Here is a 20597-nt window from a genome sequence, read left to right as displayed (position 1 = left end):
GCAGCGCAGTTCAATGCTGCCACCACCGCAAAGCTGCGCGGAGCGCTAGGACCTTCTAGAACAGTTGCAGGTCCTTCTTGCCGCTTTGGATTTCGGCAAGGTTCGGCATGTTCTGGATTGCCACGGGTGCAAGTTGTTCGCCCGGCATCGCGACGGTCGGTTGCATCGCAGCCGCCATACCGAAGGCTGGCGGTTGCTCCAGCTCTCCTCGGATATCGCGCAGCAGTGTTTTGTGATCCGGCATCGCCTTGAGGATCTGCGCAAGATCCACCTTCGCGCCCTTCCACCACTGGAACCAAATCGGTTTCTTCAACGGCCGCAGACGATCACGGATGCCGGTCCCATAGCCGGTGTCATAGACCTGCTTGCCCAAAAGAACCGTCTGATAAACGCGGAAATTAAACAGTGTGGCGAATTCGATATCGTGTTCCATGGGCAGGCGGTGCTGCCACAATTCCAGGTTTTCGGCCAAACGATCCGGTATCTTCATCGCTGTGCGCGCATCGATCCAATATTGATCATCCGTGCGGTTGCCCAGGCGATAGTGCAGACAGATGAAATCCAGGACCTCGTCATACATCTTGTTCATTTGCCGGTTATATCTTGCCCGCAGCGATGGTTCGATGTCGCGTGTAGGCAGGTGTTCTGCGAACCAGCGCACCGCATGATCAACCATATGGATTGCGGTACTTTCCAACGGTTCAATGAACCCGCCAGACAAACCGATTGCCAGACAGTTCTTGACCCAGGCATTGCGCACGCGCCCGATGCGCATCGGGATCACGCGCGGTGTCAAACCTTTGCCGCTGTCGCCTAGCCATTCGAGATATTCATCTGCCGCCTGATCATCCGTGCGATGCGCCGATGAATACACATATCCTGTGCCCACACGGTTGTAGAGCGGCACCCGCCATGTCCAACCGGCGCCCAGCGCGGTAGACCGGGTGACGCTTTCGATTTTCTCTGGGTCGGGATGTTCAATCTGCAAAGCCATGGCGCGGTCGTTGGGCAGGTAATCCGAGTAATCCATAAACGGCTCACCCAGTGCTTTGTTGATGATCAAACCGCGGAACCCGGTGCAATCTATGACCATCTCGATGTCGTGGCGGCCCTTACGCTCTAACATCAGATGGCTGACATTGCCCTGTTCATCCAGTTCAACCGCCTGCACCTCATCCTGAATGTGCTCCACCCCGCGCTTGGTGCAGACCTTGGTCAGCATGCCCGCAAATTTCACAGCGTCCAGATGATAAGCATAGCCAAACCGTTGTTCGAACTCGGGCTGACCCAGCGGTCGCCCGCCCTTGCACAGGCGGGCCAGATCGTCATGCGGCGAGATGGATTGCGTAAAGTCCCGATCGCCATTGCCAAAGCGCAAGAAATACTCGGCGGCTTCCAACCCTTCCAACAACTGACCGTGGGCAAAGGGGTTCACATAATCGATGCGATTGCCCTTTGCGTCCTTGTTCCAATTGCAGAACTTCACGCCCAGCTTGAACGATGCATTTGTCTCGCGAAAAAAATCCCGCTCGGAAATGCCCGCCTGACGCAGAGTGGCCGGCATGCGCGGCACCGTGGCCTCACCAACGCCAACGGTGGCGATATTGGGGCTTTCGATCAGGCAGATGCGCGGGCGATCCTTGGGGGCCGAGGTGCGTGAAAACACCATGTCCAGTATCAGCGCGGTCATCCAACCCGCCGTGCCACCACCCACGATAGTGATCTTACGCAAACGATTATTCATATTGTTCTGTCCCTGTTGGCTTGAGGGATTTCTTGGCTGCTTCCCCTTTTTGTTTTTGAGGATTGTATGGCAGCCTTCCCTTCTGGCATGGGCAAAGCATAGCAGGTTTCCTGCGTCCAGCTAGGGTCTAGCGCGCCCTGACCTCAATGTACTTTCCTTCTTTCGGCAAGCGACGCTCGGTCACGGCACCCTGCCCTGGGCAGTACACTTAACCGCGATGCGTTAAAGGCAAACCGGGCCGCCGATGCAACACAGCTTCTGCGAGGCAACTTGAGATCAGAGCAAACGCAATTCCCGGGCGCGTGTCAGATTTCCTCGCCTTTTTTCAGAAGTTCTTCGATCAGATCGCGCTGCAGATCCTGGCTGTCGCCCCCTCCAAACTCCGCCGCGCCGCCGGTGTACAAGGTGCCATAGGTCTTGGCGATGTTCACTGTCTGGGCCAGCCCCGAGATCAGCTGGTTCTTGTCCAGCCGGGATAGCGGATGGATGTACGCAGCCCACAAAATATCATTCGCAATCGCGTAACGCGCGTCCAGCGTACTGTCAAAATTCGCCTGCATCACGCGTTCAAGGTCAGCGGGCGACAAATCTTCGGCGCTGCCAATCGCGACCATGGCCCGCATCCGGTCTGCATTGATATCCGTAACGACCAGCACCGTTACGTCCCCAACCTTCAGCTCAAACCCCGGTCCAAACGGTTTCGCGTCAGGATCGAGCGCAAAGATGATCTTTCCCAACCGCTCATACGTCATCGGGGGTTCCGGCTCAGCCGTCTCTTGAGCGAAGGCACTTCCGGAGAGGAAAATCATCAATAAGGCTAGTCGGATCATGGCATCGCTCCTGCAGGCTATAGGCCGACAATAGGGTCGGGGCACAGAACTGACCAAACAAAGCTTGGTGAACAGTATTTCGAAGGTACCGACAGCTTTGAACGATCTGCAAGATACTCAGGGCTTTCTGCGATAGCTCGTTCAGAACCTAGTTCCTAGCTTTGGTTCAGCGGCTGGCAGACCTGCTGGCCGGACTCTGAACCGGAAAGGAAATACAAATGAAATCTCTCGTTCTTACCACCCTGATCGCCACATTGCCCCTGATCGCAGCCCCGGCCTTTGCTGCGGATGAGATCAACGTATCAAACGGTATTTCTGCCGCCGGTGCGCCGCTTGCGGCGCATGGGGTCGATCTGGTAACTCTCGTTAACGACGGCAACCCGGTCGATGGCTTTGCCACCCACTCGGCCACTTATGACGGCGCATCTTATTACTTCACCAGCGCCGCCAACCGTGAAGCGTTCGAGGCCAACCCGGCGGCCTACCTGCCACAACATGGCGGGTTCTGTTCGTTCGGCGTTTCTGTCGGCAAAAAATTCGACGGCGATCCGGATCAATACTTGGTGGCTGACGGAAAGCTGTATCTGTTCCTGAACGCAGATACTCGCGCGGCGTTCCTTGAAGATGTCTCTGCCACATCCGAAACCGCTGACAATCAGTGGTCCAAGATCAAAAGCATCGCGGTCGGAGAACTGTAATCTGGCCACAAAAGACCAAGGCCTGCACGGTTACGACCGTGCAGGCTTTTTTGCTTCAATGACCTTGATAGCTTTTTCCAACGCGGCTTCGACGCTCAAATCTGACGTGTCCAGCAGGACTGCATCCTCTGCCGGCTTCATCGGCGCAGTGCTACGTTCCGTATCCCGCGCGTCGCGCTCTTTTACGTCCGACAGCACCTGTTCACGCGAGATATCATTGCCCTTCGCGATGAGCTCAAGGAACCGACGCTCGGCCCGAACTTCGGGGCTGGCGGTGACGAACAGTTTCACCTCGGCCTCGGGACAAATCACAGTACCGATGTCGCGACCATCCAGCACCGCGCCCCCGCTGCGGCGCGCAAACGCCCGCTGAAAGTCAACCAACGCGGCTCGAACCTCGGGGATCACGGCTACTTTTGAGGCTGCTTGCGCAATCTCGGCCGTACGCAAATCGCCCTGCTCCAACTCTTCGGGGGTCAGGGCGTGCGCTGCCGCAATCGGCTCGAGTCCCTGCAAAGTCCGCCTGCCGACCGCGCGGTACAAAAGCCCGGTGTCCAGATGCGCGAAGCCAAACCGGGCCGCGATCGCTTTTGAGATCGTGCCCTTGCCCGCCGCCGCAGGCCCGTCAATGGCGATTGTGAACTGCGAATCTGACATCAAACCTACCGATTATTACGCTGCAGTTTCGCACCCAACGTGGCCATCAAAGGTTCAAAAATCGGGAACGAGGTGGCGATCGGGCCCGCATCGTCGACGGTTACACCCTTTTTGGCCCCCATCCCCAAAATCATGAACGACATGGCGATCCGGTGGTCCAGAAAGCTTTCGCAGGTGCCGCCACCGGGGACGTTGCCGATGCCCAGCCCTTCAACCGACCACCATTCATCACCTTCTTCGACAGTTACACCATTGGCGCGCAGGCCCCGCGCCATTGCGTCGATCCGGTCGCTTTCCTTCACGCGCAGTTCTTTTACGCCGCCCATCATCGTGACGCCGGTGGCATTTGCCGCAATCACGGACAAAACCGGGTATTCATCAATCATCGAGGCCGCGCGTTCGGGTGGAACATCGATCCCCTTCATATTCGGCGAGTACTTTGCGCGCAGATCGGCGACAGGTTCGCCGCCCTCTTCGCGCTCATTCTCATAGGCCAGGTCTGCACCCATCTCGCGCAGCGTGGTGAACAACCCCGCACGGGTGGGGTTCAGGCCGATGCCCGGCACCAAAACGTCCGACCCGGGCGTGAGCAACGCAGCGCAGACCGGAAAGGCCGCGCTGGACGGATCGCGCGGAACGGCGATGACCTGCGGTTTCAACTCGGGGCGACCGGTCAGAGTGATCACCCGGCCCTCATCAGTGTCCTCAACGGTGATTTCCGCGCCAAAGCCTGCCAGCATACGCTCGGAATGGTCACGTGTGGCTTCTTTCTCGATCACAACGGTTTTGCCGGGAGCATTGAGGCCAGCCAGAAGCACTGCAGATTTCACCTGGGCCGAAGGCACGGGCACCTCGTAGCGCACCGGAGTGGAGTCAGCCGCGCCAACGATCGTCATGGGCAAGCGCCCCCCTGAACGGCCCACCGATTGCGTTCCGAACAAAGCCAGCGGATCTGTGACCCGCGCCATGGGGCGTTTGTTCAGGCTCGCGTCGCCCGTAAAAGTCGCCGAAATCGGACAGGTCGCCATCGCGCCCATAATCAAGCGAACACCGGTGCCCGAGTTGCCGCAATCGATCACCTGATCGGGTTCGGCAAAGCCACCGACGCCCACACCATGCACAGTCCATTCACCGCCGCCATGGTCAGTAACCTCGGCCCCGAAGGCGCGCATGGCCTTGGCGGTGTCCAGAACATCTTCGCCTTCCAACAGGCCAGAGATCCGGGTCTCGCCCACCGCCATCGCGCCCAGGATCAACGACCGATGCGAGATTGACTTGTCACCGGGCACCTCTGCCGTTCCGGTCAGCGGGCCGCAAGGATGCGAGGTCATCGGGATGGGCGTGCCGTGTCCGGACATGGGGGCTCCTGTTTTCGCTATCAGTTCAAGGCGGATTAGCGAATTGGAGCCGGTTGGTCCAGCCGCAATCAGTCTTTACGGCGGAAGGTCAGGTAGTGAGGTGTGCGGCCTTCACGCAGGGCCTTCTGTTCGTAGCGGGTGGAAATCCAGTCATCCCACGGCTCGCGCCAGTCAGCAGGACGCTCGGCCAGCCATTCGAACCCGGCGCGTGGCACCTCTTCCAGTGTTTGGCGCACATAGTCGGGAATGTCTGTCGCGACGCGAAGGATTGAGCCGGGTTTCAGAGCGCGGGCCAGAGGCTCCAGATGCTCCTGAGTCACGAAACGGCGGCGGTGATGCCGCGTCTTGGGCCACGGGTCGGGATACAGAAGAAAGGCTCGAGAGATACTGGCCTCGGGCAGCACGTCGAACAGGTCACGCGCATCGCCCGGATGCACGGCCAGGTTCTCGACCCCGGCTTTACGAATTTTTCCCAACAGCATGGCGACGCCGTTGATGTAGGGCTCAGCCCCAACAATGCCGATATCAGGGTTGCTCGCAGCCTGATGCACCAGATGTTCACCGCCGCCGAAGCCGACCTCGAGCCAGACATTCTTGCCGCCGAACAGCGCCTGCAGGTCCAGCGGATGCCGCTCGGGGTTGGTTTCCCAGTCGACAGCACCCGGCGACAAGGCGTCTAGGTCTTCGTTCAGATACGTCTTTTGACTCTGCTTCAAGGTCTTTCCCTTAAAGCGGCCATAAAAGTTTCTGCGCGGGCGTTGTGGGGTCTGAGTGCTCATGGCGGTGCCCATAATGCGCTGGTCGAAGTGTTGCAACCCCGGTGCCTGAACGAAAAAGCGCGCCGGTTACGGCGCGCTTCGATTAGTTTGGATCAAACTGCTGCTTTCAGAGCGTCGACCAGATCGGTGCGTTCCCAGCTAAAACCGCCATCAGCATCGGGATCACGGCCGAAATGGCCATAGGCTGCGGTACGCTGGTAGATAGGCTTGTTCATCTGCAGGTGCTGCCGGATACCGCGCGGGGTTAGATCCATGACCTGGCCAACAGCCTTTTCGATTTCTGCGTCCGGGATTTCACCAGTGCCGTGAGTGTCGGCATAGATAGACAGCGGCTTGGACACACCAATCGCATAGCTCAGCTGGATCGTGCAGCGTTCTGCCATTCCGGCGGCCACAACGTTCTTGGCCAGATAGCGCGCGGCATACGCGGCCGAGCGGTCCACCTTGGTCGGATCCTTGCCCGAGAACGCGCCACCGCCGTGCGGCGCTGCGCCACCATAGGTGTCTACGATGATCTTGCGCCCGGTCAGACCTGCGTCACCATCCGGGCCACCGATCACGAATTTGCCCGTGGGATTCACGTGCCACTCGGTTTCGTTGCTCAACCACCCTTCGGGCAGAGATTCACGAATGTAAGGCTCGACAATCGCGCGGATGTCGGCCGAGCTCAGCGCTTCGTCCAAGTGTTGTGTCGACAACACGATCGAGCTGACACCGACTGGCTTTCCGTCACGGTAAACGACCGACAATTGCGACTTGGCATCAGGCCCCAGCGCGGGCTCGCTGCCATTCTTGCGCACTTCGGCAAGACGGCGCAGGATCGCGTGTGAATACTGGATTGGGGCCGGCATCAGCGCAGGTGTTTCCGTGGTCGCGTAACCGAACATGATGCCCTGGTCACCAGCACCTTCGTCCTTGTCTGCGGCGGCATCCACACCTTGGGCGATATGTGCGGACTGTTCGTGCAGCAGGTTCGTTACCTCGACGGTTTCGTGGTGGAACTTGTCCTGCTCGTATCCGATGTCTTTGATACAGGCGCGCGCAATTTCGTCGATGCGGCCCATGTAATCGTGCAGCTTTTCCTGATCAGACAAACCTACTTCGCCACCGATGACGACCCGGTCGGTCGTAGCAAAGGTTTCACACGCTACGCGCGCTTCGGGTTCTTCATTCAGAAATGCGTCAAGCACTGCATCGGAGATTCGGTCGCAAACCTTATCCGGGTGCCCTTCGGAAACAGATTCCGAAGTAAATGTGTAGTTCTGTCGGGACATGAAAGTGCTCCATTGAATTATTCCATCACGCCAGGAAGCCGTTGTGATGAGCATGCAACCCGATACGCATCAAGAAACACAGCGTCAATCCGAAAATACTATTGCTGTTCTCTGGCGTTGCGCCAAAACAGCGCGAAAAACGCCAACAGCGCGACAAATACCGGTGCATCACCCAACCGGGCGTACACAGTCGGGGCCAGCGCCTTGGGCAATGTCGCATCGACAAAACCGGCCTGGCCCAGGGGCAATGCCTCGGTAACCCGACCCAGCGGGTCAATCATCGCTGACACTCCGGTATTGGCCGACCGCATCATCGGCAACCCCTGCTCGATGGCGCGCATTTGCGCCTGGGCCAGATGCTGATACGGCCCCGAGCGCGTTCCGAACCACGCGTCGTTGGTGATCTGCAAAAGAAAATCGGCACGACCCGGTGCTGACAAGACGTCCTGAGTAAAAACCGCCTCATAGCAAATAAGCGGCAAGGCTTTTCCCAGCTTGCCAGCGTCCATCAGCGAAGCCCCCGGTCCGGCGCTAAAGCCATTACCGGTGGTGGCAGCCATTCCGTAAATTCCGAACTGGGCCAGGATCTCACCAAACGGGACATATTCGCCAAAGGGCGCCAAGTGATGCTTGTCATAAAGCCCCTGCTGCCGGCCATCTTCATCCAGATAGATCATCGAATTGAAAATGCGCGGGCCGTCCCCTCTCTGAATACCCAGAAATACGGGCGTCCCCTGCGCGGCATCGGCGATTGCGGTCAGATAAGGCTGCGCACTGCCCAGCCATGCAGGAACCGAGGTTTCCGGCCAGACAATCAAATCTGGTCGCGGTGACGCCGCCGTGAACTCTAATTGACGGGCAAAAAACAGCGGGGCGTAATCCGGATCCCATTTCTGATGCTGGGGTGCATTTGGTTGAATGAGGCGAACAACATTCTCAGTGTCCGTAATGGCCGGGCGCGATGCGGCATAAATCAATGCGAAACACGCGGTTCCAACAGTTAGGACTAACGGAACCACATAGCCATCGCGCTGCGACAGCGCGGCCCCAAGCGGCAAAGTCGCCAGCAAAGTCACCGCGCCCAGCCCATATGGACCGAACAGAGACAATAGCTGTGCGCCCTGTGTGTCCACCCAGACCTGCGCCAGCCCCGCCCAGGGAAACCCCGTCAGAACATAGCCTCGCGCAAATTCCAGCAGTGAGATTGAAATCGCCAGAAACACGGCCTGTGATACGCCATCGCTGTCGGGACGCCGCACCAGCCAAAAAGCTAGCGCCCAAAACAGCGCGAGGCCGCCTGCCATGAATGTTAGGGCAAAAGGCGCCATCCATCCGTGACGTTGGACATCAACAAGGAACGGCTCGACAATCCAACTGAGCGCATGCGCGAAATATCCGGTCGCAAAGGCCCAGCCCAACCAGGCCGCCTTCACCCGCGTCTCAGTCGTTAGAAACAGAGGCGACAGCAGGACCAATGCGATCACTGTTGCCGGCCAAATGCCGAACGGAGCAAGCCCAAACGCCGCGACCGCGCCCAGCAGAGCTGCGGATATTAACCGAAGCCAAAACGGCCAGCCCTGTGCAGGGTTCATTCAACGCGATCCGGCAACATGACACGCAGACGTTTGATCCGGCGCGGGTCGGCGTCGATCACCTCGAACTCGGGACCTTCGGGATGCAACACGACCTCGCCTCGTGCGGGGACGCGACCAGACAACATGAAGACCAATCCGCCCAACGTGTCGATTTCTTCCTCGTCCACGTCTTCGTGACTTGTCAGAGAACGCCCGATCTCGGCTTCGAAATCTTCTAGCGGAACGCGCGCCTGCACGACATAGCAACCGGGCTTGTCCTGAATCCAAAGCTGACCTTCGTCGGCATCGTGCTCATCGGCGATCTCACCGACCACCTGTTCGATCAGATCCTCGATCGACACAAGACCATCAACACCGCCGTATTCGTCAATCACCAGCGCCATGTGGCGGCGTTCGGTCTGCATCTTCGTCAACAACACGCCAATCGGCATCGACGGCGGCACAAACAGCAACGTCCGCAGCATCGAGACCAGATCAAATTCAGACCCGGTGCCATTAAATCCATGAGTCAGCGCAAAGTCTTTGAGGTGCACAAACCCCAAAGGCGTATCAAGTGTTCCTTCGTAGACCGGGATACGGGACAGGCCGCTGTCGCGGAAAACCTGGGCCAGTTCATCTTTGCTGATCGTTGATGGCACGGACACAATTTCCGCCGTGGGAATAGCCACATCTTCGACCCGCATTCGCCGCAGGTTGATCATGCCGCGAGGCTGAACCATGTCGACCTCATGTCCATTGGTCGCGTTGACCTCTTCGTCGCTCTGCGGCGAGAACGCGTCCACTATTCGAGAAAAGAAGCCAGTTTTTTCGCTGGCATTTTCACCGCTGTCCTTCGGTTGCGCGCTCTGCGCCGCCATAGAACTGCCGTCTGTATCGCCCATAATCCTGTTCCAAATGATCGGCCAATGCGGCCACTATTACATACTATATGGGTCATCTATACCCATTTTGCCAAGTATCTCGACCTCGACCCCTTCCATCAAAGTGGCGTCGGGGTCACGAATGTGATCATAGCCCAGCAAGTGCAACACTCCGTGAACGATCAGATGCGTGACGTGATCGTCCATGGTTTTGTTGGCGTCGGCCGCTTCGCGTGCGCAAGTGTCAAAGGAAATCGCAATGTCGCCCAGCGCGATTTCGCCCGTAAAGTCTTGCGTGGGTCGGGCAGGTCTCTGCCCTGCTTCATCAGGGGCCAGATCTTCGGCTGGCCAACTCAGCACATTGGTCGGAGTGGGCTTTTCCCTAAATTCCGCATTCAGGTCAGCAATTCGCACATCATCACAGGCCAGCAGGCTGACTTCGCACAGCTCGGCGTCCAGATCGCAAAAGTCCAATACAGCCTTTGTCGCGCGCGCGGCCAACGGTTCAAGCTGTTGCCAACGCGCATCTTCGATCGTCACTTCCAGGTTCATCTCACCGTGTCCAAAGCCCTGTGGCCGCAACCGGGACGACTATGCTTTTTCGCGGCCCGAGTCGGCCTCATACGCTTCGATTATGGCGGCGACAAGCGGATGGCGCACAACATCCTTGGACGTGAAATAGTTGAAGCTGATATTTGGGATCGTGCTCAACAAACGCTCGGCATCAGCCAGACCCGATTGAACACCCCGCGGCAGGTCGACCTGTGACCGGTCGCCGGTGATCACCATTCGGCTTCCTTCACCCAGACGGGTCAGGAACATCTTCATCTGCATCGTCGTTGCGTTTTGCGCCTCATCCAGCACAACAAACGCATTCGCCAAGGTGCGTCCCCGCATAAAGGCCAGCGGCGCGATTTCGATTCGCTTTTCTTCAATCAGTTTGGCCAGTTGCTTGCCCGGCAGAAAATCATTCAAGGCATCGTACAACGGCTGCATGTACGGATCGACCTTGTCTTTCATGTCACCGGGCAGATAGCCCAGCTTTTCACCCGCTTCGACCGCAGGGCGGCTGAGAATGATCCGATCTACGTGGCCACCGATAAACATCGATACGCCAGCGGCTACGGCCAGATAGGTCTTGCCTGTACCAGCAGGGCCAATCCCAAAGGCAAGCTCGTTCTGGAACAGGGACTGGACATATGCCTTTTGCGCATCCGTGCGCGGCTCGACCAGTTTCTTGCGCGTTTTGATTTCGACCGTGCCGCCTCTGAACATCTCAAGCTGATCACCGTCGCGGCTGCCGGTTCCCGTCTCGGAGCCACCCATCCGCAGCTCGCGGTCCACATCGGCCGCTTCGACGTCACGTCCGCCTTCCAAGCGCGTGTATAGCGCCTGCAAAACCTCAATGGCCTGATTCTGGGCGTCTTCGTCACCCATCACGGCCAGCTGATTCCCGCGACGTACAATTTGAACAGATAACTTTTGCTCAATATCTGTCAGATTGCGGTCATATTCCCCGCACAGGTCAATTAATAATCGGTTGTCTGGAAACTCAACAAACGCTTCGCGCTGAGGCATTTCATCTTGCGGTGGGTTTAGGGCACCGATGGCCAATCCGCTCTCCTGTCTTGGCGTTTCACCTTGAGCGTAGACAGGAAGTCTTGGTGGGCGCAAGCCACAGTTTCATTTTTTCCGCCCAAATGGCAAAACCGCCAATGCGCCCGGCCCGTGCGCGGCTCCTGTTGGTGCCGCTGTTTCAGTCGGCGTGTCAGAACCGATAATTCAAACCCAACTTCAGACCGCGATACTTCGGCGTCGATCTGGTCGACGTTCCATTGCCGAAATCCACGTTTTCCGCGCTGAATTGAACGTATTCGAACTCACCCGTGATCGACCATTGGTCGGTCAGGTTATGTTCGGCCCCGATGCTGGCGGTAAAGCCGCTGCGTCGGCCGCCACTTTCGAAGAATTGAGACCCCCCCTGGACGGCCTGTCTGCTTGTTGTGTTGATGTCGCCATTCACATATCCAGCCGACACAAAATACAACACTGTACCGCTTTTGTTGGTCAGACCATTGCGCAGCCGAATCGAGAACACGTCAGATATTTCAGACCCGCCCGTGACTGTCTGGCCGTTGATCTGGTTGGAGGCGTCATCGCTAAGCGAGCCGAACTCGTATCCAAGCTCAAACCCATACACATAGTCGCGCCCACCGCGCGCTGGCAAAACGCCGCGCCACCCGGCCCGTACGCCACCCAACGAACCGCTCAGGTCCAGGTCACCTACTGCCGAGGTTCCGCCGGGTCCAGTCAGTCCAAATCGATCGTCGCCTCCGAAAGCGTACGCGCCCGTAGCACCCAGGTAAAAGGCGCTGACGTCACTGCCGAACCGTTTGGGGTTGACGACAGGAGGGTCAGAGAGACCTTGATCCAGATTGCCTGCAGCGGTCACACCGGGAAGCGCCGTAATAGCGATCGCGGTGGTAAGAGCGGATTTCAACAGCCGCCCTGATAAACGTTTCAAAGTCTTCACTCGTACCCTTTCCATTCACCGACCTGCTCATCCCGCCGGCAAGAGATGAGGTTTCCCAAAGGCGCAAAACACTCGCCCCCCAAGCGACCTGATTTTTCTCGGAACATAATTCCGAGTAATAAATCAAGGGTAAATTTGGAATTAACAAAACCGTATGGTTTCCAAAATCCAAATAACGGACGCGTTACCGCAACGCACCCGCCAATGAATTTGCGCCCGATGACATGATCCGGACATCGCGCAATTCGCCCACCGCAACATCAGCGTCAGACACGTGAACCGAATGAAGATACTCGGATTTTCCGACCATCTGACCTGGCAAACGACCCGGTTTTTCAAACAGCACTTTCACGTCCCGGCCAACCATCGCGTCCTGAATCTCGCGCTGGTGACGGGTAATCAACCCCTGAAGCCGCTGCAGACGGTCGTCCGCAACCTTGGGATCAACCTGAGACCGCTCAGCCGCCGGTGTTCCGGGGCGGGTCGAGTACTTGAACGAATACGCATATCCGTATTTGACCTCTTCCACCAAATCCATGGTGGCCTGAAAATCCTCTTCGGTCTCTTCTGGGAAGCCGACGATGAAGTCGCCGGACATCACGATATCCGGGCGCGCGGCGCGAATACGTTCGATCAGGCGCAGATAGCTCTCGGCGGTGTGGCTGCGGTTCATTCGCTTGAGGATGCGATCCGAACCCGACTGAACCGGCAGATGCAGATAAGGCATCAGCTTGTCGCACGTCCCGTGCGCCTCGATCAGGTCATCGGCCATGTCGTTGGGGTGTGAGGTGGTGAACCGGATCCGCTCCAGCCCGTCGACCTTGTTCAGCTCCCAGATCAGACCGGCCAGCGTCATGTCACCATTCGGACCAGCGCCGTGATAGGCGTTGACGTTCTGCCCCAGCAGAGTGATTTCGCGCACCCCGCGTTCGACCAGATCGTTCGCCTCACGCAGGATACGATCAGCGGGACGGCTGACTTCGGCCCCGCGCGTATAAGGCACCACGCAGAAGGCGCAGAACTTGTCGCAGCCCTCTTGCACCGTCAGAAACGCAGTCGGACCACGTTTGGCCTTTGGTCGGCCTTTGAGTTTCTCAAACTTGTCCTCTTCGGGGAAATCCGTGTCCAGCGCCTTGGCACCGGTGCGGGTCTTCGCCTCCATCTCAGGCAGGCGGTGATAGCTTTGCGGGCCAACAACAAGGTCGACCATCGGCTGGCGACGCATGATCTCTTCGCCTTCCGCCTGCGCAACACATCCCGCAACACCAATCTTGAGGTCGGGCTTTTCAGTCTTCAAACCTTTGAACCGGCCAAGCTCGGAATAGATTTTTTCCGCGGCTTTTTCCCGAATATGGCAGGTGTTCAGCAGGATCATATCCGCATCATCGGGAGTTTTCGTTTCCACGTATCCCTGGCCGCCCAGCGTCTCCGCCATACGCTCGCTGTCGTATACGTTCATCTGGCAACCATAGGTCTTGATGTACAGCTTTTTGGGTTCTGACATGAAAACGGCCTTTGCATTCGCGGGATCGGCGTCGTCTATACCCAACGAACGCCGCTTGCAATGGCGACGCGATTACCTGATTTTGACCCGAAACTCCAGCAAGGCGGCAGCGGACAGGCAATGCAATACGAATCTCTCGACTCTTTTTTGCAAACGGGCAAGGCCGCTTTGGCAAAGGGACCCCTCGCGTTGGTTTTCGTCGAAGATGACGTCGAAATTGATAGCACCATCCGTCACCATCTGAACCTGGGCTTTAAGTCCCTGATCGTATTCATGCCGCAGGAATTTGTGCTGGACCCCGAACTTGAGGATCAAGTTCACCGCGTCACTCTCAGCTGCGTTCCCCGCACCATCGTGTTTGAGACGATCAACAAGATCATTCAGGCGGCACCAGGTTTGTGGATGTATTACTGCTTTAACGCCGAGTACCTCTTCTTTCCCTTTTGCGAGACGCGTTCAATCGGAGAGATGCTGGCGTTTCACACTGAAGAGCGCCGCGACTCGATGCTGAGCCATGTTGTCGATCTGTATGCCGAGGATCTGAACGAATTCCCGAATGGCGTCGCACCTCAACGCGCGATGATGGATCGCACAGGGTATTTTGCCCAGGCGCGTCTGGATTCAATGAAGCACCCGAAGGAGCGCCAGCTGGATATGTCTGGTGGTTTACGATGGCGGTTCGAAGAACACGTTCCCGCACAAAACCGCCGAATTGACCGGATCGCCCTGTTCAAATCCAAAAGTGGATTGTTATTGCGGCCGGGTCACACGTTTAACGACGAAGAATACAATACGTATTCTTGCCCGTGGCACCACAATTTGACTGCCGCGGTGTGCTCGTTCCGGGCAGCCAAAGCCTTGAAAACCAACGCAGGATCGACTTTCGACATTCCGACATTCCGCTGGCGCAATTCGATTCCGTTCGAATGGTCGTCAAATCAGTTGCTTGAGATGGGGTTGATCGAAACGGGCCAGTGGTTCTGACCCGCCTCAATGACCTATCCGGCGTCTGATCACCGCCGCAGCAACATCGGAAACCAATCCTCGCGCAACCGCTGGCCTGGAACCATATCATGCCCCGGAAACGGCGGTGAGGTCCGGCCCGGCCGCTCGACATATCGCGCATCGTCACCAACCAACCTCAATGAAAACGCGCGACGGCGGCTGTCCGATTGATTTCCCCGCGCGCCGTGAAGCGTGCGGTAGTTAAAGGCAACCGCATCGCCGGGTTCCATCTCGAACTCGACAACCCGCATCCCTTCTGCGTCCGGATCCGGGGCCGGGATGTACTGGCCCTCGTCGGGAAAGAACCCATCTTCCGAAACCCAGCGGGTCGGCAAGACCTCTTTCTCCCACCGGTGCGAGCCTGCCACACAGCGAAGTGTGGCTTGCGTGACCGGATCAAGCGGCGACCAAAAGCTGATCGTTTGCTGCCCTTCAACAAAGTAATAGGGCCCATCCTGATGCCACGGCGTCGCCATTGAGGTTCCGGGCTCTTTGACCAAAACGTGGTCGTGGAACATCTGCACTGTATCCGACTGCATCAAATCTGCCGCGACTTCTGCCGCCGGGGATTCGTGAATGACCGTCTGAAATTGTTCAATGCGCGACCAGTTGCAATAATCGTCGAAAAACCGACCCGTCTGGCCTTCTTTCTTGTTCTCGGAAGCATACGGCCCGGGATCCGCCATATTCGCTGCCACCCCTTCGCGCAGGGCCTCAACGTGATCGGCAAATAGCCCTTTGATCAGGACAACGCCGTCCCGTTGATAGGTGTCGATCATTTCGTGAGTAACCAAGGGGTGCGTCATGTCTGTCTCCGTGCCGGTGGTAGGACGATCTGCGCATGGATGACCCCTCTGTTCAAATAATATCTTTCTAAGATAGGTTTAATTTCATGTTATATATTTCACTTCGCCAATACGAATATGTCTGTGCTATCGGCCGCTTCGGCAGCTTGTCTGCCGCGGCGCAACAGCTGAATGTCTCACAACCTGCGCTGTCCACCGCTCTGACGCGCGTCGAATCGCATCTTGGCCATCCGTTATTTTCGCGAAAACGCGGGGCCGCGCTGGCGCTGACCCCGCAAGGACGCAGATTTATCGAAGACGCGGAAAACTTGCTGACCAATGCGGCCCGGCTTGAGAAAGCGGATCAAGTCAGTGCAACCAGGGCACAGTTGCGATTGGGGTGTTTCGTGGATTTGGCCCCGTTTTTGCTGGCCAAGGCGCTACACCCGCTTCGCGTGGCACTGCCGGACTTGACCGTTTCGTACAAGGTGGACGGGTTCGAAGGGCTGATATCTGGCCTGATTGACGGGCGTATAGATTTGGCGCTGACATACGGCATGAGCATGGATGCCGGATTTCAACAGCAGACCCTTTTCCCCAGCAGGCCAAATGCCATCATGGCCCCGGATCACCCATTGGCGCACGTGCCGTCTGTTTCGCTGAGCGAGCTGGCCGCCCATCCGCTGATCCTGTCAAACGAAGGCCTCTCATCACAGCACGTGCTTGGACTGTTTCGGCAGATCGGATTGCGACCTTCAGTGGCACACCGGGCGGCAACGCTGGAAATCCAGCGCAGTCTTGCCGCTCATCACGAGGGGGTCGCGATCAGCTATGCCACTCCCCCCTCGAACGTCAGCTATGACGGAATGCCCCTGGTCAGTCGTCGAATCTTGGATGACATCGCTGCGGAACCTGTGGTTCTGGCCCGTCATGGCACCGGCCCTACAGAGCCGCACATCGCGCAGGCGGAACAGATTCTGATGGAGTTTTTGGCCTGAGTTACTTTTTCCGCAGACGGATCACCACGTCGACCGACGCGATCTCAACGCCCTCGGGCGCTTCGGGCAGACGTTGAATCACCAATTGATCCGACGGCGCATCGCTCAGGCGGCTTTCGTCTTCCCAGAAAAAGTGCGGATGATCGTGGGTATTGGTATCGAAATAGCTTTTCGAGCCATCAACCGTAATCTCCTGCAGAACTCCGGCATCACAAAACGCGCGCAGCGTGTTGTAGACCGTTGCCAGAGATACCGCGTCCCCATTCTTTTTGGCCGCCTCAAACAGGCTTTCGGCAGTGACGTGCCGATGGCGTCCATCGCCGACTAAAAGCTCGGCCAAAGCGACACGCTGGCGCGTTGGGCGCAGCCCCGCGTCAACCAACCAATCTGTAGCTCTGTTCTGGCTCTGAGGTGTCATCAATCCGAAACCCAATTGTTGCTGAACCATATATAGGTGCTGTGTTCGGGTAATTTCAAATGAAATTCATTCGCAAAGAATGCCGTCTGCACAACAGGATGTGACGTGCTGCTCTTGCAGGACCTTGCATACGGGTGCTAGACGAGGCCAGATATAACGAACGGACCCCTGGCAGGAGAGGCGGCAGAATGGCCCAATTCCCGAGCAGCTTTGACAAGGACGATCTGCTAAAATGCGCCCGTGGCGAATTATTCGGCCCGGGCAATGCGCAATTGCCTGCACCTCCGATGCTGATGATGGATCGGATCACCGACATCTCGGCCGATGGTGGCGCGCATGGCAAAGGCCATATTCTGGCTGAATTCGACATCACCCCTGACCTGTGGTTCTTTGATTGCCACTTCCCCGGCAACCCCATCATGCCCGGCTGTCTGGGACTGGACGGCCTATGGCAGTTGACTGGTTTCAACCTGGGCTGGCGTGGCTGGCAGGGACGCGGCATGGCCGTAGGCGTCGGCGAGGTCAAGCTGACCGGCATGGTCCGCCCGGACCGCAAGATGCTGACCTACAAGATCGACTTCAAAAAAGCGATCCAGACCCGCCGCCTGACCATGGGTGTGGCGGATGGTATCGTCGAAGCGGATGGTGAAATGATTTACGATGTCAAAGACATGAAAGTCGTTCTGTCCGAAGCCTGAGCCTGACCGGCCCGAAATAAGGAGCACGCACATGCGTCGAGTAGTTGTCACCGGTTTGGGGGTCGTGTCCTCCATCGGGAACAATGCCCAGGAAGTATTGGCCTCTCTCAAGGCCGGAAAGTCCGGCATCGAGGCCAACGAGCAGATGGTCGAACACGGCTTTCGCAGTCAGATCGCCGGAACGCTCAAGATCGATCCGGCTGAGCATGTAGACAAGCGTACCCTTCGCTTCATGGGTCCCGGTGCAGCATACGCGCATATCGCCATGAATCAGGCAATCGCCGATGCTGGCCTGACAGAAGACCAGGTCGTGAACCCGCGCACCGGTTTGGTCGCCGGTTCCGGCGGTCCGTCGACCAGCGCAATGCTAACGGCGCATCAGACTGTTCTGAAAACCGGCGCGACCAAGCGTATCGGCCCCTTCGCCGTGCCGAAATGCATGTGTTCGACGATCTCGGCCAACCTTGCGACCGCGTTCAAGATCAAGGGCATCAATTATTCAATCACCTCGGCCTGCTCGACCTCGCTGCATTGCATCGGCAACGCGGCGGAACAGATCATGCTGGGCAAACAGGATGTCATGTTCGCCGGTGGCGGAGAAGAACTGGACTGGACCCTGTCCTGCCTGTTCGACGCGATGGGTGCCATGTCCTCCAAGTACAACGACACTCCGGAAAAAGCATCCCGGGCATTCGACCAGGATCGCGACGGATTCGTCATCTCCGGCGGCGGCGGGATCGTCGTTCTTGAGGATCTGGAACACGCGCTGGCCCGCGGCGCAAAAATTTATGCCGAAGTGACTGGGTATGCGGCCACGTCGGATGGCCACGACATGGTGGCACCATCCGGTGAAGGTGGCGAACGCGCGATGCGTCTGGCTCTGTCGACCATGCCCGAAGGGCGCAAAGTCGGCTACATCAACGCCCACGGCACCTCGACCCCGGTTGGAGACGTTGGCGAAGTTGAAGCCGTGCGCCGAATCTTTGGTGAAGGCAATGTGCCCCCGATCTCATCGACCAAGTCAATGACCGGACACGCACAGGGTGCGGCAGGCGCGCTGGAGGCGATCTTCTGCCTGTTGATGCTGGACAATGATTTTATTACGCCGTCGATCAATGTCGACACGCTTGCCGAAGGCATCTTGCCCGGTGAAATTGCAACTCAAGTAGTTGAAAACGCAGGATTGGATAGTGTGATGACCAACAGCTTCGGCTTTGGCGGCACCAACGGGTCCATGATCCTGTCGAAGTATAACGGGTGAATGTAATGTCGGATCTTCTAAAAGGTAAACGCGGCCTGATCATGGGCGTGGCCAATGACCGCTCGATTGCGTGGGGCATTGCCAAGGCCATGCATGAGGCCGGTGCCGAACTGGCATTCACATATCAGGGCGAGGCGTTCGGTAAACGTCTTGAGCCATTGGCCCAAAGCCTGGGCAGTGATTTCATGGTGGACGCGGACGTCACGGATGACACCTCGCTGGATCGCGCATTCGAAGAGCTTGGCGCGCGCTGGCCCACCATCGACTTCGTGGTTCATGCGATTGCCTTTTCGGATAAATCCGAACTGACGGGACGTTTTCTGAACACCACGCGTGCCAACTTCAAGCACTCGCTGGACGTGTCGGCGTATTCCTTCATCGAGGTCGCGCGCCGCGCTTATCCGCTGATGCAAGAGAATGGCGGCACGCTGCTGACCCTTACGTATCAGGGATCGAACAAGGTTGTTCCGAACTATAACGTCATGGGTGTGGCCAAAGCCGCACTGGAATCGGCGACCCGCTATCTGGCCAACGATCTGGGTCCGGAAGGCATTCGAGTCAATGCGATCTCGCCCGGCCCGATGAAGACGCTGGCAGGTGCTGCAATCGGCGGTGCCCGCAAGACTTACAAATTCTGCGATCAGAACGCGCCGATGCGCTCGAACGCAACGCTCGAGGCTGTTGGCGGCACGGCCGTTTACCTCACTTCAGATGCGGGCGCATGCACCTCGGGCGAGATCATTCGCGTCGATGGCGGCTTCCACGTTCTGGGCATGCCACAGCCCGATCACATGTGACCTGATCTTTCCCTGCCGGTGCCAAGATTTGACCATCTTTCACGGGCAGGGATATCGGCATGAGCAAAGCCGAACATATCCTCACCAGCAACACTCGCAGCATCCGGTCACGCCGCAAATCCGGGTTCCTGGGCACGCGCGGACTAGTCGCGTTATTGGCCCTGACCACCCTATTGTTGTTTGTGTTTTTCACACAGCCGCAGATGCGGGAAACCGTCAAAGCCTGGATCAGTCTCATAACAGGCTGATCCAACTCGTTTCATTTGTCAGTTAATCGAAACGACCTCGATATCGAAAATCATATCCTGACCAGCCAATGGATGGTTGGCATCCAGCGTGACGGTTGCTTCGTCGACCTCGACCACCGTCACCGGAACCGCCTGTCCGTCTGGCGTTTGCATTTGCAATTGGGTGCCAGGATCCAGCGGAATATCGTCCGGAATGCCTTCACGCGGGATCTGCTGGCGCGCTGCGGGGTTGATCGGGCCATAGGCGTCCACGCAGGCGATCTCGACCCGCTTTTTGTCCCCAATGTTCAAACCCGGCATCGCCGAATCCAAACCCGGGATAATCTGGCCCGTACCAACGACGAATTCCAGCGGGTCACGTCCTTCGGAACTGTCAAAGACGTTTCCGTCCAACAGCGTTCCTGTGTAATGGATGCGAACCGTGTCGCCTTGTTTGATTTCCGTCATATTGGTCTCCGGCCTCTTTTGGGGTTTAGCGGCCAAGCCTAGGAGGTAACACGACATTGTAAACCCCACCCTCTTTCATGCCCGTTATTGTTGTGCAAACCTGCGCCG

The 20597-nt window shown here is 57.6% G+C and carries 22 protein-coding genes and 1 riboswitch; of the genes, 7 read left to right on the top strand and 15 right to left on the bottom strand.

The window, feature by feature from the left end:
- Positions 1-55 precede the first annotated feature (55 nt).
- Positions 56-1744: a tryptophan halogenase family protein gene (locus AC2FJC_RS15375; protein WP_496740162.1), complete on the bottom strand. Its 1689-nt coding sequence runs from the start codon at positions 1742-1744 to the stop codon at positions 56-58.
- Positions 1745-2049: 305 nt separating this feature from the next.
- Positions 2050-2574, bottom strand: coding sequence for a hypothetical protein (locus tag AC2FJC_RS15370; protein ID WP_496740161.1), 525 nt, complete (start codon positions 2572-2574; stop codon positions 2050-2052).
- A 218-nt stretch (positions 2575-2792) separates the two neighbouring features.
- Here AC2FJC_RS15370 and AC2FJC_RS15365 point away from each other — a divergent pair, with 218 nt between their 5' ends.
- Entirely contained in the window at positions 2793-3272 is a 480-nt protein-coding gene (locus tag AC2FJC_RS15365) for a YHS domain-containing (seleno)protein (protein WP_058273166.1), read from the top strand.
- Between the two features lie 30 nt (positions 3273-3302).
- Here AC2FJC_RS15365 and cmk read toward each other — a convergent pair whose 3' ends face one another.
- The 10 genes from cmk to miaB form a co-directional block, all read right to left on the bottom strand.
- A complete protein-coding gene (cmk, locus tag AC2FJC_RS15360; RefSeq protein WP_496740160.1) occupies positions 3303-3929 on the bottom strand; it encodes a (d)CMP kinase in 627 nt (208 codons plus the stop codon).
- Positions 3930-3934: 5 nt separating this feature from the next.
- The gene (gene aroA / locus AC2FJC_RS15355; RefSeq protein WP_496740159.1) at positions 3935-5287 is read right to left on the bottom strand and encodes a 3-phosphoshikimate 1-carboxyvinyltransferase; all 1353 of its coding nucleotides are present in this window, start codon (positions 5285-5287) and stop codon (positions 3935-3937) included.
- Between the two features lie 68 nt (positions 5288-5355).
- Positions 5356-6066, bottom strand: coding sequence for a tRNA (guanine(46)-N(7))-methyltransferase TrmB (gene trmB, locus AC2FJC_RS15350; RefSeq protein WP_496740158.1), 711 nt, complete (start codon positions 6064-6066; stop codon positions 5356-5358).
- 92 nt (positions 6067-6158) lie between these two features.
- Positions 6159-7340: a methionine adenosyltransferase gene (gene metK, locus AC2FJC_RS15345; RefSeq protein WP_496740157.1), complete on the bottom strand. Its 1182-nt coding sequence runs from the start codon at positions 7338-7340 to the stop codon at positions 6159-6161.
- A gap of 5 nt (positions 7341-7345) precedes the next feature.
- Positions 7346-7393, bottom strand: a riboswitch (SAM-SAH riboswitch).
- Positions 7394-7438: 45 nt separating this feature from the next.
- Entirely contained in the window at positions 7439-8932 is a 1494-nt protein-coding gene (lnt, locus tag AC2FJC_RS15340; protein ID WP_496740156.1) for an apolipoprotein N-acyltransferase, read from the bottom strand.
- Positions 8929-9816, bottom strand: coding sequence for a hemolysin family protein (locus AC2FJC_RS15335; RefSeq protein ID WP_496726806.1), 888 nt, complete (start codon positions 9814-9816; stop codon positions 8929-8931). Before AC2FJC_RS15335 ends, lnt begins: the two co-directional genes overlap by 4 nt.
- A gap of 36 nt (positions 9817-9852) precedes the next feature.
- Entirely contained in the window at positions 9853-10347 is a 495-nt protein-coding gene (gene ybeY, locus AC2FJC_RS15330) for an rRNA maturation RNase YbeY (protein ID WP_496740155.1), read from the bottom strand.
- Between the two features lie 39 nt (positions 10348-10386).
- Complete coding sequence (locus AC2FJC_RS15325) at positions 10387-11409, bottom strand: PhoH family protein (RefSeq protein ID WP_496740154.1); 1023 nt, start codon at positions 11407-11409, stop codon at positions 10387-10389.
- Between the two features lie 154 nt (positions 11410-11563).
- On the bottom strand, positions 11564-12295 hold the full coding sequence (locus AC2FJC_RS15320; RefSeq protein ID WP_496740153.1) for an outer membrane protein: 732 nt from the start codon (positions 12293-12295) through the stop codon (positions 11564-11566).
- Positions 12296-12512: 217 nt separating this feature from the next.
- Positions 12513-13832, bottom strand: coding sequence for a tRNA (N6-isopentenyl adenosine(37)-C2)-methylthiotransferase MiaB (gene miaB, locus AC2FJC_RS15315; RefSeq protein ID WP_496740152.1), 1320 nt, complete (start codon positions 13830-13832; stop codon positions 12513-12515).
- Between the two features lie 120 nt (positions 13833-13952).
- Between miaB and AC2FJC_RS15310 the strand changes: the two genes are divergently transcribed.
- Positions 13953-14816, top strand: coding sequence for a hypothetical protein (locus AC2FJC_RS15310; RefSeq protein ID WP_496740151.1), 864 nt, complete (start codon positions 13953-13955; stop codon positions 14814-14816).
- Between the two features lie 29 nt (positions 14817-14845).
- On the opposite strand, the gene AC2FJC_RS15305 is transcribed toward AC2FJC_RS15310, so the two are convergent.
- Positions 14846-15643 carry a phytanoyl-CoA dioxygenase family protein gene (locus AC2FJC_RS15305; protein WP_496740150.1) on the bottom strand — a complete coding sequence of 266 codons (798 nt, stop codon included), beginning with the start codon at positions 15641-15643 and terminating at the stop codon, positions 14846-14848.
- 86 nt (positions 15644-15729) lie between these two features.
- Between AC2FJC_RS15305 and AC2FJC_RS15300 the strand changes: the two genes are divergently transcribed.
- Positions 15730-16620: a LysR family transcriptional regulator gene (locus AC2FJC_RS15300; RefSeq protein ID WP_496740149.1), complete on the top strand. Its 891-nt coding sequence runs from the start codon at positions 15730-15732 to the stop codon at positions 16618-16620.
- A gap of 1 nt (position 16621) precedes the next feature.
- On the opposite strand, the gene irrA is transcribed toward AC2FJC_RS15300, so the two are convergent.
- The gene (irrA, locus tag AC2FJC_RS15295) at positions 16622-17038 is read right to left on the bottom strand and encodes an iron response transcriptional regulator IrrA (protein WP_058273233.1); all 417 of its coding nucleotides are present in this window, start codon (positions 17036-17038) and stop codon (positions 16622-16624) included.
- A 188-nt stretch (positions 17039-17226) separates the two neighbouring features.
- On the opposite strand from irrA, the gene fabA reads away from it, so the two are divergent.
- From fabA to AC2FJC_RS15275, 4 genes are read left to right on the top strand one after another with little or no spacing between them, the layout of a single operon-like run.
- The gene (gene fabA / locus AC2FJC_RS15290) at positions 17227-17736 is read left to right on the top strand and encodes a bifunctional 3-hydroxydecanoyl-ACP dehydratase/trans-2-decenoyl-ACP isomerase (protein ID WP_058279458.1); all 510 of its coding nucleotides are present in this window, start codon (positions 17227-17229) and stop codon (positions 17734-17736) included.
- A 31-nt stretch (positions 17737-17767) separates the two neighbouring features.
- Positions 17768-18997 (top strand): beta-ketoacyl-ACP synthase I, encoded by a 1230-nt coding sequence (gene fabB, locus AC2FJC_RS15285; RefSeq protein ID WP_496740148.1) that lies wholly within the window; start codon positions 17768-17770, stop codon positions 18995-18997.
- A gap of 5 nt (positions 18998-19002) precedes the next feature.
- Positions 19003-19794 carry an enoyl-ACP reductase FabI gene (locus AC2FJC_RS15280; RefSeq protein WP_496735389.1) on the top strand — a complete coding sequence of 264 codons (792 nt, stop codon included), beginning with the start codon at positions 19003-19005 and terminating at the stop codon, positions 19792-19794.
- A 59-nt stretch (positions 19795-19853) separates the two neighbouring features.
- Positions 19854-20042 carry a hypothetical protein gene (locus tag AC2FJC_RS15275; RefSeq protein ID WP_496740147.1) on the top strand — a complete coding sequence of 63 codons (189 nt, stop codon included), beginning with the start codon at positions 19854-19856 and terminating at the stop codon, positions 20040-20042.
- Positions 20043-20060: 18 nt separating this feature from the next.
- Here AC2FJC_RS15275 and AC2FJC_RS15270 read toward each other — a convergent pair whose 3' ends face one another.
- Complete coding sequence (locus tag AC2FJC_RS15270) at positions 20061-20489, bottom strand: FKBP-type peptidyl-prolyl cis-trans isomerase (RefSeq protein ID WP_496740146.1); 429 nt, start codon at positions 20487-20489, stop codon at positions 20061-20063.
- Positions 20490-20597 lie beyond the last annotated feature (108 nt).

This window comes from Ruegeria sp. CDSB117, from assembly GCF_059611005.1.
The sequence above is the reverse complement of the archived record's forward strand: the minus strand, read 5'-3'. Positions and strand labels throughout refer to the sequence as shown.

What these genes read in the sequence shown, in the direction of transcription:
- AC2FJC_RS15375 (WP_496740162.1), bottom strand. Translation starts at nt 1,744, where the DNA reads ATGAATAATCGTTTGCGTAAGATCACTATCGTGGGTGGTGGCACGGCG.
- AC2FJC_RS15370 (WP_496740161.1), bottom strand. Translation starts at nt 2,574, where the DNA reads ATGATCCGACTAGCCTTATTGATGATTTTCCTCTCCGGAAGTGCCTTC.
- AC2FJC_RS15365 (WP_058273166.1), top strand. Translation starts at nt 2,793, where the DNA reads ATGAAATCTCTCGTTCTTACCACCCTGATCGCCACATTGCCCCTGATC.
- cmk (WP_496740160.1), bottom strand. Translation starts at nt 3,929, where the DNA reads ATGTCAGATTCGCAGTTCACAATCGCCATTGACGGGCCTGCGGCGGCG.
- aroA (WP_496740159.1), bottom strand. Translation starts at nt 5,287, where the DNA reads ATGTCCGGACACGGCACGCCCATCCCGATGACCTCGCATCCTTGCGGC.
- trmB (WP_496740158.1), bottom strand. Translation starts at nt 6,066, where the DNA reads ATGAGCACTCAGACCCCACAACGCCCGCGCAGAAACTTTTATGGCCGC.
- metK (WP_496740157.1), bottom strand. Translation starts at nt 7,340, where the DNA reads ATGTCCCGACAGAACTACACATTTACTTCGGAATCTGTTTCCGAAGGG.
- lnt (WP_496740156.1), bottom strand. Translation starts at nt 8,932, where the DNA reads ATGAACCCTGCACAGGGCTGGCCGTTTTGGCTTCGGTTAATATCCGCA.
- AC2FJC_RS15335 (WP_496726806.1), bottom strand. Translation starts at nt 9,816, where the DNA reads ATGGGCGATACAGACGGCAGTTCTATGGCGGCGCAGAGCGCGCAACCG.
- ybeY (WP_496740155.1), bottom strand. Translation starts at nt 10,347, where the DNA reads ATGAACCTGGAAGTGACGATCGAAGATGCGCGTTGGCAACAGCTTGAA.
- miaB (WP_496740152.1), bottom strand. Translation starts at nt 13,832, where the DNA reads ATGTCAGAACCCAAAAAGCTGTACATCAAGACCTATGGTTGCCAGATG.
- AC2FJC_RS15310 (WP_496740151.1), top strand. Translation starts at nt 13,953, where the DNA reads ATGCAATACGAATCTCTCGACTCTTTTTTGCAAACGGGCAAGGCCGCT.
- AC2FJC_RS15305 (WP_496740150.1), bottom strand. Translation starts at nt 15,643, where the DNA reads ATGACGCACCCCTTGGTTACTCACGAAATGATCGACACCTATCAACGG.
- AC2FJC_RS15300 (WP_496740149.1), top strand. Translation starts at nt 15,730, where the DNA reads ATGTTATATATTTCACTTCGCCAATACGAATATGTCTGTGCTATCGGC.
- irrA (WP_058273233.1), bottom strand. Translation starts at nt 17,038, where the DNA reads ATGACACCTCAGAGCCAGAACAGAGCTACAGATTGGTTGGTTGACGCG.
- fabA (WP_058279458.1), top strand. Translation starts at nt 17,227, where the DNA reads ATGGCCCAATTCCCGAGCAGCTTTGACAAGGACGATCTGCTAAAATGC.
- fabB (WP_496740148.1), top strand. Translation starts at nt 17,768, where the DNA reads ATGCGTCGAGTAGTTGTCACCGGTTTGGGGGTCGTGTCCTCCATCGGG.
- AC2FJC_RS15280 (WP_496735389.1), top strand. Translation starts at nt 19,003, where the DNA reads ATGTCGGATCTTCTAAAAGGTAAACGCGGCCTGATCATGGGCGTGGCC.
- AC2FJC_RS15275 (WP_496740147.1), top strand. Translation starts at nt 19,854, where the DNA reads ATGAGCAAAGCCGAACATATCCTCACCAGCAACACTCGCAGCATCCGG.
- AC2FJC_RS15270 (WP_496740146.1), bottom strand. Translation starts at nt 20,489, where the DNA reads ATGACGGAAATCAAACAAGGCGACACGGTTCGCATCCATTACACAGGA.